This is a genomic window from Arsenophonus endosymbiont of Crataerina pallida, assembly GCF_964020125.1.
GTDB classification, from domain to species: Bacteria; Pseudomonadota; Gammaproteobacteria; order Enterobacterales; family Enterobacteriaceae; genus Arsenophonus; species Arsenophonus nilaparvatae.
In genome coordinates, this window is record NZ_OZ026540.1 from 928,527 (window position 1) to 943,995 (window position 15,469).

Below are 15,469 nucleotides of genomic sequence, written 5' to 3' on the forward strand. Positions count from 1 at the left end.
ATAATGCCTTGTACCAGCAAGGTATTTTAGTTATCGACTTGATTAAAAAAACTTACACTTTACAGTTGATTTTAGCTATTTTTTAGCCAGCCAAGGTGATTTTGTACTCGAAAAAATGATATCGGCACCGAGATAATTTTCAACAAATTGTACAAACTCAGCTTTGCTAAATGGCTTACCAGTCTTTTTATTTATATAGGTTAAGGTTGGCTCCTGCACAGCCATAGCAACATGTGTTAATTTATTTTTGTATTTATTAAAGAATGGGTATGAATTTTTCATTTGTGCCTTACGGTTGGGTACAATGTCCGGCCCACCGAGACCAATGTTATTAACACTGGCGAACTTGAATAATCGACTCATATAATTTTTGTCATTGTTCCATTCGCACGGCCAGAAATTTACATATTGTACTACATGTGATTTGGTAAACACTTTTCGTGCAAAGGCGAGATTTGCTATTTCACTGGCGAAGTAATTATCACAGGTAAATCCCTTAGGCGGGGCTTTCTCATCCAAATCAATGGCGGTTTCAGGTAAGTTTATTCCATATACCTGGCCATCAAAACGCTTAGCAAGTGCAGCCAATAAAGCTTGATAACGGTGACGTACGGCAGGATCCCATTGCCGTGCTACCCAACCAGAGCCAACAATGTCCCCCTCACCTGGATTGTCAAATTGCGGTGACAGCCCACCGTTATAAACCGGTTCATTCAACAGATAATCAGGAACATATCGGGCGTTCGGTTCGAAAAATCGATCTTGGATCTGGATAAATAATTTTTTGTTTGCTTGCTTGGTGTGCGCCAGATCCTTTTCAATCTTCGAGAAATCGTATTTGTCCTTCTCGGGTTCGAGCATACGCCAATTGTAAACAATTTGTACGCCGTGAATGTCGCTACACGCTAAGATAGCTGATCCCGATTCGAAATCACCTGCACTGGTATAAATATAGTTTTTTGGCTCCTTAGCCAAGGTTGATAGTGGCGTTGCGATAGTTAGGCTAACGGCTATGATGATGAGTTTTTTCTCATTAGTTTTTTGATGATAGTAAACATGATATCCACGCGTTCATTACTTGTAAGTCAAAATTTAGCATAAAAGAATACCTGACGCGCTATGTTTTTAATTCGCGGCAACACGCCTTAATTTAATAGGCAGCAGCAAGATAATTTTACCAGTATTAGATGAAAGAAAATCCTGATTGTTACTGAACAAAGAGCAATTAATATTACTATGAAAATTTATTGTGAGGTATTTAGAAGTTGGGTGAATATAACCATATTAAATGATTAATGTTTATTATTGATTTTGGTGATCCTTACTAAAACATAATCGCCATCGTTAACCTGATAAGGTAGCAGAGGGGTAATTGTTGTAATCAACATTGTCGTCACTATTAAATCATTAGTATAACTAATAAATACAAACGACAAATTTTTATTAAGTACAAAAGATATGCTAATTCTTTTTTACTATTGGTGAGTAAAAAATAATCCCTTTTTATTTAATTAATTATAAAAAATATTTTCTTATAAAAATATAGAATATTATTTTTATTTTATATATTAAAAATATAATTTTTTTCAGAATAAAAAACTAACTATTCATTTATGGAGTGTATATTTCTTTACACTATTAATAGATTTTTGATAGGGCAATTTTACAATTTTACTTACTTCTATAGGATGGAGTAATTATATGATTGCTCGTTTTTTACTCAAGCGGGGCAAGTAGCTTTACGCTGGTAAATTAAAGTAGGGTTAATGGAAAGCATAGCAAGAATATTTTTGTTTTAGCGTCAGGGAGTGATTTTGTGAGAGTTTTTTGCTGTTTTCTCATCGTAATGAAAACTTGTTTATTGATATTTGAACTTAAATTTTTATTATATTTTTTCTTAATAAATAAATTATTAAATAATGTCATCCAGATTAATTATTTTGAAAATTTATTTTATCTAAATGTTTTTCTTTTAGATGATAAACAAAATTATCAGATTAATATTGCTATTGGGTAATATCGATGAATGCTTTTTACACTGATTAATGATGAATAACCCATTTCTGCCTAATAAATTTTTGCACTGTGGTGCAGTGATATGGCTCTTTATTTGTTTGTTGTTAATAGCATTATTAGCATTGCTACCTAATGTACGATTTAGCGACAATATTTTAACATGGTTACCACAAAAAAAATTAAACGATTTCACCGCCTCGCTTGACAATGATTTTATGCAGCCGTTCGAGCGACATTTAATGTGGTTGATAAGTCCGGGCAAACAGCCAGATCCATCTGTTGCAGAACATTGGTTAGCATCGCTGCGTCTTGAACCCGGTATTAGTTATGTTAAAGGCCCAATTGATATTCAACGGCGGAAACAATTAGAAGAAAGCGTTCTTTCTGATTGTCGTGAAGGTGAACAGCTTCCTGGAGAGCTAGTATTAAAAAATCATAATAATGCGCATGCTCAGTGGATAATTTCTCAAATTTATGACGTTTTTTCTGATAATAATAAAAATTCTATTATTGATCCCCCAATACTTATGCCTAATACATGGCAAAAGTTAGCACAAAATACTAGTCAATTATGTCTACAAGATGGCTGGATTACAATACAAGATTATCACGGGCAATATTGGTATCTGATTTATGGAGAGCTGATAGATTCATCTCTTAGTATGCATAAGATTGATCAGTTAGTAACAAATTTAGAAGCCCGAGCGAAACAATTTACGGTTGATTATCCACAGGTACAAATTTTATCACGTGGTACTATGCTGTATAGTGATTATAAGAACCAGCAGATAGAACAGGATATTTTTATTTTTGGCACTATTGCCGTACTAGGTATGGCGTCACTAATATTGATTGTTTTTCGTTCTCTTCAATCATTATTACTTTGTTTTTTATCAGTTGGTATTGGTGCGCTAGTTGCTAGTATTACTACGTTATTCGTTTTTGGTGAATTATATTTGATTACGTTAGTAATGAATATAAGCATTATAGGACTATCTGTAAACTATCCCCTTTACTATCTTACAGAACGGATGCTTTATGGCCATAAAACAGATCCTTGGCAAAGTCTTAAAAAAATACAAGCGACATTATTATTAGTACTTATTACTACTATAACTGCTTATATTATTATGATGTTTACGCCATTTCCTGAAATTTGCCAAATAGTATTTTTTTCTGCAGCAAGTTTTATTGGTTCATATTTAACGGTTGTTTTTTGGTTTCCATGGTTAAGTCGTGGCATACCAATAAGAACAATACCCGCTAAAACTTTCATGTCGCTCTGGTTTAGAGCTTGGCAACGATACAAAATGTTACGTATTGGATTACCACTTTTGGTTGGTGTAGTGTCATTAAGTGGATTGGCAATGTTTAAAATTAATGATGATGCATCTTCGCTTCAGGTATTGCCTTCAGTAATTTTATCTCAGGAAGTTATCATAAGTTTAACCAGTAACAATAATGATCAAAAATGGTTTGTAATTTATGGTGATAATTCTAAAGAAACATTTAAGCGTCTTAAAGCTTTTGTTATGAAACTTAATATAGCGAAAAAACGTGGTTGGTTGATAAATTATCATCTTATTCCGTTTGACTCAGAACAAAATCAATATCCCGATACGGCCTTTATTCGAGATCTTACTATAATAGAAGACCAAGCCAGTCATTATACAGTTAATGTGTTAGAAAAATTAAAGATGACTGTAATGTTAAATCAAATTGAGCAAAATGCTGAAAATTCAGTCAGTAACAGTTGGCGTTTAATATGGACAACTTTAGCGGATGGTAAAAATGGTATTTTGATTCCGGTAGATGGTGTCAAAAATAGTGTTGCACTTTCAGCCTTAGCTGAAGCGCTTCCGGGAGTAGTATGGATAGATAGTAAAGCAGTATTTAGTGAAGTATTTACACTATATTGTATGATTATTGCGGGATTGCTATTCGCGGCACTTGGAGTGATTGCTGCCTGTATGATAGCTAAATTGGGCCTATGTCATGGGATGATTAGTTTATTACCTTCAATATTGTCATTAATCAGTAGCCTTGCCATGCTTGCATTTACTGGGCATTGTCTAAATATTTTTTCGTTATTAGCTTTGGTTTTAGTGCTGGGTATTGGTGTTAATTATACATTTTTTTTGAGTAACACTAATAATGAACCACTTAGCTCTTTATTTACTATTACGCTAGCTATGATAACAACACTTTTGACGTTAAGTGTACTAATTTTTAGTAATAGCTTAACAATTAGTAGTTTTGGTATTGTTTTATGTAGTGGAATTTTTGTTGCGTATATGTTATCACCAATGGTGATGTTTAAATGTAAAGAAAAAAATCACTATAAAATTTAGTATTTAATTTTTTTGAATGTTATTTTTTTATTTATCATATTGTTATGTTCTATATTTAGTCGCATTCAGAGACTGTTGACACCATAAATTTTTAATTCCAACCTAATTTACTATTAACTAAAACCGCGGTAATGTTAAATTTTTGTTGACATAAATCTTTTTGCTAAGTAGATTTCGAATGCCATACCGCCAGCACAATGCGTTTTTTGCCTTGTTGCACCACCACCTGACTTAAACGGACATGGATCGGGCCTCGATTGGTAATTTTGATGGCTAGCTTGCCATTTAATCGGGTTAATTGCCAACTGAGGTATTTTTGATCCAGTTGAATTGGGTCGCCTGAACCACGCAGATAGTTAATACCTTCACCATAAACAAACAGCGGAATGGAATAGCGCATCTGCATATTAATGCCAATCTTCGGCGCTGCTAATTGTTCTGGTGTCAATATTTCATCGGCTAATAAGCGGTAGGCAATCTCTTTGCCAGCCGGGACGGTAGCTTGTTTTATTAAGCGGATCAGCTGCTTTTGACCCGCTTCAATCCGCATAAAAGGTGGACTGGCGACGACATTTTGTTGATTACTATAGCGATCTTGGCCATCAATTTGTTGCCAGCCTATTACTCTGATTTGCATGGTGGTGGGCTCAGTACCCTTATTTTCGATCCAGAATTCAGTGGCATTATCGTTAGCGGTTAATACCGGATCCATTGGCCAAATCATGACATGGTTAGCGGATTGGGCTGAGGATGCGAAGAATAATAAGGTCAATAACCATAGTGTCGAAAAGCAACATAAAGGGGGTTGCGAAACATTGATCATATAGTATTCCTCCATGATCACCAGGATAATGTTACGGTTAATACGTCAGTATAGTTACCTGATGGATTATTGGCGCCGTTAAGTTGCAGCACGCCATAGATTGGTAAAATAATATTATTGCTATTGCTGTAACTAACAGAAACATTCTGATTGCGTGCAATCGGGATGGTGTGGGCACTATCAGCATAAAGTAGATAAGGCAGTAGGGTAGCAAAACCGCTTTGTTTGACATTACGGCTGGTGGTGTAGCTGTTGCCACCATTAATACTCATGCTGAGTACAGTGCCGGGCGTACAGGCTAAAGTTAACGAGGTGTTGGGCGTTAAGCTAGCATTAATATTGCCATTAGTATTACTGGGATGAGTGCCAAAATCGAGGGTGCCAAATAGCGTACCACCGGATACCATACAGCCAGGCGTAATAGTGGCAGCAACTTGGAATGTTTGGCTGGTAATGGCATGACTAGGCAGAGCGCTAAAAATAACCAACAATACAATAAAACAGGCTAAATAATCATCAAATAATAGCCATAAATAGTTGTTGCCAGACATATTTCATCCTGAAAAATAATATAAATTAATAATTTATAGTAATATTAACAACGTCAGTATAGGTTCCAGCTATAATACCAGCATTTGTGCCATTGCCTTGGATTAGGCCGTATAAGGTATAGGTGCTGACCCCATTTGTTGGTCCTGATACAGGGGTAATTGTGGCATTATTGGCAAGAGCAGTACCCGGAGTGGGTGAGGGATTAGTATCAAAAACACCATAGAAAACGCCATGTGAATTACCTGTTAAATTGACATAACGAGCTGTCGAACCAATCTGTGTACCATGTGGAGTTGTCGGTGCGGTGTTATTACTACTGGTTAATACAGCGGAAAAAGTATCATTAGGCGGACACTGTACCGTAAATGTTGTGCCACTATTAGAAAGTTGGGTTATTAGTTGACTAAAAGTGGTGGGTTGGGTACCAAAATCCAGCGTTCCCAAGGGAACACCCGAAGTTGCAGTTGAACCGTTAACAACACAGGAATTGGATAGGGTTAGGGTTACATTAACCGTTCCCGTTGTGGTTGCTGCCAGAGCAGAATGAGAGGCTAACAAACAGCCGATAACAGAGAATAAACGTATACCTTTCATTATGGCTCCTTACTATGATGGCTACATAGCTGTTCAATTGTTTGCTAACAGCAATCATTGCTATTCATGGCTGACAGTAAATAGCTTTGTTATGGCAATTAAGTGTTATAACAAAAAGGAATTATTTTATTACCATGATTTTTAATTTGAGTATTGAGTAGAAATGCAAAAAATGCCAATAAAATTATTGGTTTTTTTAGCGAATTAATTTTTTTGACGCAACAGACTATTTTTATCAGGTAAACTTAAGTTATTATTTCACTCTGCTAATAAATAGTTATTAATTAATATAATATGCATTTTTTCTTAAATTAAGATTAGTGAAAATAAGCCGTATTTTTTTTAATTTATTGAAATAAAAGCCATTTTAAATAATTATCCAATCATGTTGAACTAGTCAGTAGGAAATAAATAGCTCATTTTACGCGGTTAACCAGAGAGGTTTTATATTTTTGAACAGAGAATTAAATTAATAGGGATAGTTGCAGAAGTGATAGTAAATTATATTTATATTTATATTTATATTTATATTTATATTTATATTTATATTTATATTTATATTTTATTTTTTTATTTTCATAAGTCCTAGCATTTTATCTTATCGTAATTTAATCAGTAATAATAATTCTTATCCCCAGCTATTTTGATAGGCTGGGGCGGAAGTCATAATTAATAACTGTCAGAATGGGTTTGAATTGATATGTTATTTAACATCATCAACCTCGTTAATAAATGTTAAGTCATAGAGATTTTTGTTAGTAGAGTAATCTTTAACTGACAAATCTTCTTCAGATTCATAGCCAGATTCATCGCTTGAATCCGGCAGGACGACAGTACTTTGGTCGATGGCGGATTCTTCAAACAACGGTTTATTAGACATTATTTCATCAAAATCTGATTCTAAACCATCAGATTGTAACCTTATATCAGCAAACTCTACTTCTGGTTTATCAAACTCAAATTCTGAATCATCAAACTGTAATGCTGGCTCATCAAACTCTGATCCTAAATTATAAAACTTTTCCCGCAAGGCTTTGTCATTTGAAAGAGAACTAATTAGATTGGAAGTTAAATTATCATCAAAATATTCACCGGGTTGGTTTAGTGATAAGCCCCATAATCTATCAAGTGTTTTATCACCAATTTTAATTGCGCTAAGTTTCTCATTAACAATAGCTTGCTCTTGTTCGCTTAAGTAAGAAGCATCCTGGGTTATCGGATCATAAAAATCCATTTTCGCTTGTTGCAATATATTTATAAAGAAAGGCTCATTTTTGATTGTATATTGGCTGAAAAACAGCTCGCGCAAATTATTATAATTTTGGCCAGCGAAGGTATTTCTCAAGAAATTGTTGCCTAATTCACCCGTTTTGCTTGAAAATACCAGTTGCTTATCATTTTTAAATAATGCAATAAATTCATTAGGTTTGTTACTGTCTTTAACGCCAAGAAAATTATCTTTACTATAGCCACTGTCGTCTAATTTTTTTAGCAAACTATGTTGATTTTTTTCACTACCGCCTGAATATCTTCTAATAGAGAAATCTAATAGTTGCTTGGTATCGGGATTTTCGACAGAAAGTGCTTCCTCTAATTTCATACAAATTTTTTTTACATGAAAATCAGCTAATTGTTCTCTCTCATTAATATTTTTTGTTTTTTCATAAATTTTATCACATTGATATAAGGTAAAGTTGCCTACTTTTAATTTATATCCCCAGTCGTCATTGGCATCTTTTGGGGTAATTTCTAGTTTAAATTGATTGTAATGTTTGGGAAGTGCCAGTTTTCTAAGTTGGATAAATTTTTCCAACCGAGCTGATTCGGGGTTAGAAACATCAGTATTTTTTACATCTTGAATGGTTTCAAAAAGTTGTTCTATTTTTTGGCGTCTGACGCCACCTTTAAACCAATCCATTATGGAATCAATAAAATCGGATACGTTTTTTATTTTGGTTGCTTTAAGCTATTAGCCCCCAAAATCTGATTAAACTTGCTATCACTAATTGTTAATGATGTTGTTTTTGGTAGAGAAAAGCTTATATCCATAATATCCTCAAAAAATCAGTCAAACCTTAGTGTTGGTTTTGATTATTTAATATAATCAGCAAAAACTTAGAATAAAATTATTAACATCTTCTAAATTATATGAATTGTAAAATTGTTATGTATTATAAAAATGATTTAATTTTTTTTATATTCGATTATTTGGTTAAATTATAATTATTGGTGATTATGCTTATTGTTTTATTAAGTTAAATTTATATGTTTAATATAATTTTATTTTTAATTAAAAATATTTTTTATATCTATTTTCGTAAATGCAATCAAAAATATATTTATTAGTAAAATAAAAATCATTTAATAAAAGATAAGTTTTTAATTATTTTTTATTCAGTTAGATTTTTGTCTTTGATACAGAATATTATCTACTATTTATTAAACTGTTATTTAAATTATTCATTAAATGGATTTAATGCCTCATTATAATTTTGTTTTTTTGTGACTAAAGACGTTAATGTATTTGTTGTGCTGGAGACTTCTGGGTGACTTTTTTTAGTTGCAATTAATTTTTGCGGTAATTGTTTGCTATCAGCAATAACATCAGTTTGCTCTAAAACGCCATGATTGATATTTTCTAAAAATGCCGCCTTTTCTTTTTTATTAAGGTTTTGCGTGATAGTACTAATTTTACATGTTGGGCAAAGGGATTTTATTATATTTTCAATACATACACTATTAGCTGGTATATTTTCTAATTTAGTTATTAGGCTTTCATAAAATTCTTTTATTAATTCATTTCTTTTTTCACGGCTATCAAGTTTAGTTTTAGAATTTAAATTTAATTTAACATATCTTATATTGGTATCGTAATAAATATTTTTATCATCGCCGCTGGCTGGGCTTAATAAAAAAACTTGCTTAGAAGGAGAAACAATACCTAATATTAAATGTTTTTTATTAGTAAAATTATTTTTTTCTCAATAAAAGATAAACTAGTATAGCCCTCTTGATAGGTTTCTCTCAGTTTAGCACCAATACTTTTTTGGTTATATATTATTGGTTCATTAGGGTTATTTATTTTTAACACAACGCCATTATGTTCTTTATTATTTATATTATCATCTAATTTTTGCTTTATATTTTTGGCTATAGTCAAAAGAGATTCATCTTTATAAGTATAATCATATTCATGTGCCAAAATATCACTCACTAAAAGTTTTTTTATTTCCTCAAAAGTCTTATTAACATAAGATTTACTTTCATTATATTGACCCAAGTGAAAAACACGAACTTTTTTATATTCGATAATAGTTTCGTATCTGTTTTCGTTATTAGAAAATCTTTGTGTTAATTTTAATCTTTCACCTTTAGGTAAAGATATGAATATTACTTTTTCTTCAGATTGCTGATTTTCAATACTGTTGAGGGAAGATAATAAATTTTTAGTTATTGCAATACATTCAGCCCTTGATTTTTCTTTTCTGTGATCTTCAATTAAATGTATTACAACATGGCTTATCCCTAATGTTATTATTGATAATAATAATTTACCTTTGTCACTAAAACTAACATAATTTTCAGGGGCATTAATGATATTATTTATAATACTTGAATTGTTATTATTAATAAGTTTTAGTTCAGTATTTAGTTCGGTAGATAAAGCGCGATCTATAATCATAATTTTTCCCTAAATTTATATGACTATAGGATATTATCAATATTTATTATCAGAGATCAATTAAATATATATAATGATTATATATAGACAAATTAACTATATTTTTGGAATATTTAGAGATATGTTTGAATAAACATATGATCGTCAAAATATATCTTTAAATATTCTCTATCTTTATAGTATTTAATTTTTATTTTTCATATTTTAGCTGATAAAAACATTTCGATATCAGTGAAAATTTCATCCCACTCTTGCTGATCAATATTCATGAATCCAAAAGCACGTAAAATAAATGCCCCCTCTGTGGCAAAAAAGACAAGCCGAGCACGTCTCCCCACTTCGGTTGAAGTATCTAACTTAGCGATACGTTCACGATACCACTCACGAGTACTATTAAGATATTCTGGTGTTTGCAGTAATGCAGCCATTAAACCTGCACCTTTAGTGTTAGATGCTTGCTCAAAATGGTAGGTTGCTTTCATGTGCGCTATTACCCGATTTTCGGCTGAACTATCCTGCGTAAGTTGTTGAAAAAAGATTTCATTGTAGGCTTTTTCCCAGCGATCAAACATTGCATCAATCAGCGCTTCTTTATTACCGAAACAATACTGAACCCCTCCTTTGGAAATTCCCATTGCTTTTGCCACCGCATCGATAGTCAGTGCGCTGACACCCTGTTGGTGAACAATATTTTCGGCTACATCTAATACCTTATCTCTATCTATACTTCTTTGACGCCCCATTAAATAAAATCTCTTTTAAAATACATACGTATGGATTAATATCGTAAGCTTAACGTTAACATTATGGCAGATAAACATACTACATATTTTTTTCTAAATAGAGATATTTTATGGTTAATACTCATGATAATCGCAGATGGATTGCGCTCCTTTTAATTTCTAGTGCTCTTTTCTTAATTGTCATTGATATGACAGTGCTTTATACAGCATTGCCTACTTTAACCCATGAACTCCATGCCAACGCATCTGAGAAATTGTGGATTATCAATGCTTATCCATTGGTGGTTGCTGGATTATTGCCAGCCGCGGGTATGCTTAGTGATCGCATTGGTCATAAAAAAATGCTGATCAGCGGTTTACCACTTTTTGCATTAGCTTTACTTTGTGCTGCATTCTCGCCTAATGCAGAAAGTTTGATTGCTGCTAAAGTCTTTTTGGCGGTAGATGCCGCGATGATGATGCCAGCAACTTTATCAATTGTTCGTCATATTTTTACTGAGCCTCAAGAACGATCACTAGCGATTGGTATTTGGTCAGCGGTTGCTGCTGGTGGCGCTGCGGTTGGACCTTTAGTAGGTGGTTTATTACTGGAATATTTTTGGTGGGGATCGGTATTTTTAATTAATGTGCCTGTTGTTATGTTGGTGCTACCTTTTTCAGTGAGTTTGATCCCAAGCTGTGGTGGAACAAACAAACGTGCTATTGATTTTTTAGGCTCATTATTAATTTTAGTCGGTTTAGTTGGGCTGATTTATGCATTAAAAGAGTTAAGCAAACCCAATTTTTCTTTACTTGAATTTTGTGCTGCTGCCTTGATTGGCATCATCTTTATGCTGTTTTTTATATTACGCCAGCGCAAACAATCGCAACCGATGATTGATTTTTCTTTATTCAGTAATCGACTGTTTTCAGCGGGAGTAATTATCGCCGTTATTACTATGAGTGTAATTGTTGGCATTGAATTAGTTTTAAGTCAACGCTTACAGTTAGTACTTGGTTTCACACCATTACAAGCTGCGCTTTGTATCCTTCCAATACCAATTGGTTCCGTGCTTGCATCACCATTGACCGGTTTACTGTTACCTCGTTTTGGCGAGAGATTAACGACCGTGGTTGGTTTTATATTAACGCTGGTTGGGGTAATAGGGATGACCTGTTCTATCAGAGCGGTATTACTTTGTTGTTGATTAATTTATTCATGATTGGTATCGGTATGGGAATGGTATTTACCGCTGCATCTACCACGATTATGCTCAATGCGCCTGATGAAAAGTCCGGTATGGCAGCTTCTATTGAAGACGTTGCTTATGAGCTGGGTAGTGTATTAGGCGTTACCATATTGGGCGGCATGATGACGGCAATTTATAGTTATACTCTTTTTGTTCCCGAACAGCTAACAATTGATGCGCGAGTTTATGACAGTATCGATGAAGCATTAAGCACAGCATCAACGATGGATAAAGATCAGGCTCAGATATTGATAATGGAAGCGAGTAAAGCCTTTGATACTTCTTTTGTTGTTGTTTTTATTACCATTGTTTGCATATTGTTAGTTAGCACTGTGATTTTACAACGTATGTTGCGCCCTTTAATCAAAAAATCATGATGATATGAATTTTTGGGCTGTTTTAGATCTTACAAGAAGTTTTAGTGATTGTTTTTTGTAAAGCTAGTTGTTGGCGTTGTTCTATCTCAGGGATAGTGAGCTGATCCTAACATTCTATTACTGAAAATATAACCGGTTAGAGGTAAATTAGAGATGGAGTTACAGTCATTGCAGTTTTTTAAAAATTTGTCTGATGAAACAAGATTTAGGATCGTAGTACTTTTGCGAGAAATGGGGGAGCTTTGTGTTTATCATCTTTGTATTGCACTTGAGCAACCCCAAACTAAAATATCTCGTCATTTAGCCATGTTAAAAAAGAGTGGGTTGCTACAAAATCGTAAGGAAGGGAAATGGGTTTTTTATCGACTTTCTTCACAGATTTCTCCATGGGTTATGCAAATTATTGAGTCTGTATGGTCAAATCAACACCAACTAATCGACTTAATGGCTAAAAAATTGATACCAGAAAATTTGCCTGCACGGAGTATTAATTTCTCACTCTAGAATAAAACGCAATATCGTGAATAGCGTGTAATGTGAGCAATCTTTTATTTATCTATTTGTTACTAATCAGAATAATTTAGTATTCCGATTAGTAATTTTTTAAATAATTTTTAATTTTGCTAAACACTGTAAAGTCAATGATTCGCGTTTTGACACTGCTTTATCATCTGAGATCGCGACATTAAGGGCAAAAGTTTTTATTTTACCGTCAGCGTTTTCTACCCATCCAACATACCAGCCGGTACGCTCACCATTAATATTGGCTAAGCCACTTTTAGCATAAATTTTAATATTGGCAGTCTGTTTGATAAGTAGCATATTAGCTACTTCACTTTGAATGGTTTTATCAATAGGTAGTTGTTTAGTGGCTAACTTATAAATAAATTGGGCTTGTTCTTGCGGGCTAATTTTTAATGGGCCGTCTAACCAAAATTTGGTAACATCATTGCCTATTTTACTATTACCGTAGTGCAAACGATAAAGTTCTTTTTTCATTATTGCCAGACCCGTACGTTTTGCAATCTCTTGATAGACAGGGACAGCGGATAATTTCATTGCTTCTTGCATATTCATATCTTTATTCCAACTACTAAGATATCTGGGCTGTCCATCCCATTTAAAAATTTCGTTAATAGTCACTTTTTGATTTTTTAAAGCAATTAAGGCATTAACAATTTTAAATGTTGATGCAGGAACATATTGGGTTGCTGCACGTTTTATCTGGTCGCCATAGTTGTTAATTGATTTGCCATCATAAATGGTTAATACACCACGTATATGCTGCTGCTGAAAGATTTTTTTTATTTCGCTAGAAACGTTACTTTCCGTTATCTTGTTTAGCGGCTTGGTGATGTTATTACTATCATTAGAAATGTTATTTGCCTGAGTAGTTAGTGGTAAAAATAGTAAAATAATAACAACTAATTTTTTATTCATCTTTGTATTCTTTAAATAATATGTACCATAGACACTATCATATTTTTGTTAGGGTTAATACTAAACATAGGACCTGTTTTTATTTATTGTTAGCAGCGTTTCTTTTTATTATTTGATCATTACCGCTCAAGTATTAAGTAAAAAATAGAGAAAAAATTAACAAGATCGCTATCAAATCTGTAACACTGAACACACAAAGAAAAGCTGGTGCTCACGATGAAAACAAGTCGTGGCTGACTATTTTTGTTAATGCAGTTAATGGTTTATTTAATTTTTGGTTAACGAAAAACAGAACATGGTGATTGAATCAGCATTGATAAGTATTGTGTCTGCGTTAATATAGCTATCGTTGTTATCAAATATATCAACAATATCATTTTTATAATCTGGTCTGTTAACTGGAAAGCCATCTTTGTTATAATTGATCGTTTGCATATCGGCGGTGTTTAAAGGGTGAATAGATTGGAAAATAAGGCCAGCTGTTGACCTTATTACAGCTGAAATTAAATATCACTTAACTAACTTAACTGCCTGGCGGGTAAGTTGGCCAATAGTATCCCAATCTTTAGCTTTAATTAATTTATTATTAACCATCCAGGATCCTCCACAAGCAATAACTTGTGGCAAAGCAAGATAATTACCAATATTTTCTAGATTGATTCCACCGGTTGGCAAAATTTCTAATTTCGGATAGGGTGCAAGCAGTGCTTTGAGCATAGATAACCCGCCAGAAGGCTCTGCAGGGAAAAACTTGACACAATTAATACCCAATTGCATGGCCTGCTCGATTTGGGTTGGGTTATTTATACCGGGAATAATGGGTATGTCTAATTCATGACACGCTTTTACCGTATCGGGGTTTAAACCTGGTGAAACGATAAATTCAGCGCCAAATTCAGCGCCAACCGCTTCGGCTTGTCTAATCTGTTCTCGATTGATAATGGTGCCTGCACCAATCAAAATTTTGTTCGGCATCGCTTCTTTAAGCAGTTTGATCGCATCTGCTGCTGCTGGCGTACGGAACGTTATTTCTGCTACTGGTAATCCGTTTTTAACTAATGCTTCGCCTAAGGGAACAATATCTTGTGCTCGTTCAATGGTAATAACCGGAATGATCTTAAATTTTCGTAATTTATCTATCAGTGTGAGCATAATCAATCTTCCTTTAGTGTTGAAATTGGCGAGTAATGCTTTTTGTTGCTGAATTGGAATGATAGCACTTTTATGTTAAATAACGATATTTACTAATTACAGAATCATTAGCTTACACCGTTTTTCACTATTTTCATTAGCTAGATGAGATGATTATTCAATAAGATTAATGGTTGCAAAGAATAATCGTGTTACTTAAATAACCGGTTAATTTATTTTTATCATTAAACACGCTGTTTGTATCTTTTATTTATAATTGATATTAAAAAATTAATTTATCACGTTATTTTTTATTAGTACTAATTTTTTATTATATAAAATAAAAATGCGAGATATCTTTATAAAAATTCATCGGTAAAACATTATAACAATTTATTATTTCTTAATATTTTGCTATTAATAAGTCTTGCTTTTTGAATAAATATTTTTATATTTTTTTATTAAAGAAGAATATAAAATTATATCTATTTTTAGTTATTTTTTGTTGAAAAATAGAAATATAACAATAAA

The 15,469-nt window shown here is 33.1% G+C and carries 11 protein-coding genes and 1 pseudogene; 3 read left to right on the plus strand and 9 right to left on the minus strand.

The features are described from left to right. Positions 1–75 precede the first annotated feature (75 nt). The gene (locus AACL31_RS04810; protein ID WP_339053793.1) at positions 76–975 is read right to left on the minus strand and encodes a hypothetical protein; all 900 of its coding nucleotides are present in this window, start codon (positions 973–975) and stop codon (positions 76–78) included. A gap of 1,073 nt (positions 976–2,048) precedes the next feature. On the opposite strand from AACL31_RS04810, the gene AACL31_RS04815 reads away from it, so the two are divergent. After that, a complete protein-coding gene (locus AACL31_RS04815; RefSeq protein ID WP_339053794.1) occupies positions 2,049–4,367 on the plus strand; it encodes an MMPL family transporter in 2,319 nt (772 codons plus the stop codon). 163 nt (positions 4,368–4,530) lie between these two features. On the opposite strand, the gene AACL31_RS04820 is transcribed toward AACL31_RS04815, so the two are convergent. The 6 genes from AACL31_RS04820 to AACL31_RS04845 form a co-directional block, all read right to left on the minus strand. Further along, entirely contained in the window at positions 4,531–5,190 is a 660-nt protein-coding gene (locus tag AACL31_RS04820) for a molecular chaperone (RefSeq protein WP_310512215.1), read from the minus strand. Positions 5,191–5,207: 17 nt separating this feature from the next. After that, positions 5,208–5,741, minus strand: a complete 534-nt coding sequence (locus tag AACL31_RS04825) for a spore coat U domain-containing protein (protein ID WP_339053795.1) — start codon at positions 5,739–5,741, stop codon at positions 5,208–5,210. 25 nt (positions 5,742–5,766) lie between these two features. Then, positions 5,767–6,336 carry a spore coat protein U domain-containing protein gene (locus AACL31_RS04830; RefSeq protein WP_032115612.1) on the minus strand — a complete coding sequence of 190 codons (570 nt, stop codon included), beginning with the start codon at positions 6,334–6,336 and terminating at the stop codon, positions 5,767–5,769. A 703-nt stretch (positions 6,337–7,039) separates the two neighbouring features. Then, entirely contained in the window at positions 7,040–8,254 is a 1,215-nt protein-coding gene (locus AACL31_RS04835) for a hypothetical protein (RefSeq protein WP_310512217.1), read from the minus strand. A gap of 1,029 nt (positions 8,255–9,283) precedes the next feature. Continuing rightward, the gene (locus AACL31_RS04840) at positions 9,284–10,018 is read right to left on the minus strand and encodes a hypothetical protein (RefSeq protein ID WP_310512218.1); all 735 of its coding nucleotides are present in this window, start codon (positions 10,016–10,018) and stop codon (positions 9,284–9,286) included. A 197-nt stretch (positions 10,019–10,215) separates the two neighbouring features. Further along, positions 10,216–10,761 carry a TetR/AcrR family transcriptional regulator gene (locus AACL31_RS04845; protein ID WP_310512219.1) on the minus strand — a complete coding sequence of 182 codons (546 nt, stop codon included), beginning with the start codon at positions 10,759–10,761 and terminating at the stop codon, positions 10,216–10,218. Positions 10,762–10,871: 110 nt separating this feature from the next. Between AACL31_RS04845 and AACL31_RS04850 the strand changes: the two are divergent. Further along, positions 10,872–12,367 (plus strand): annotated as a pseudogene (locus AACL31_RS04850) (MFS transporter). A gap of 153 nt (positions 12,368–12,520) precedes the next feature. Next, positions 12,521–12,871: a metalloregulator ArsR/SmtB family transcription factor gene (locus AACL31_RS04855; RefSeq protein ID WP_290606571.1), complete on the plus strand. Its 351-nt coding sequence runs from the start codon at positions 12,521–12,523 to the stop codon at positions 12,869–12,871. A gap of 99 nt (positions 12,872–12,970) precedes the next feature. On the opposite strand, the gene blaOXA is transcribed toward AACL31_RS04855, so the two are convergent. Together blaOXA and AACL31_RS04865 are read right to left on the minus strand one after the other, a co-directional pair. Continuing rightward, entirely contained in the window at positions 12,971–13,807 is an 837-nt protein-coding gene (gene blaOXA / locus AACL31_RS04860; RefSeq protein WP_310512220.1) for a class D beta-lactamase, read from the minus strand. Positions 13,808–14,317: 510 nt separating this feature from the next. Next, complete coding sequence (locus AACL31_RS04865; protein WP_339053796.1) at positions 14,318–14,959, minus strand: bifunctional 4-hydroxy-2-oxoglutarate aldolase/2-dehydro-3-deoxy-phosphogluconate aldolase; 642 nt, start codon at positions 14,957–14,959, stop codon at positions 14,318–14,320. Between the last annotated feature and the right edge of the window lie 510 nt (positions 14,960–15,469).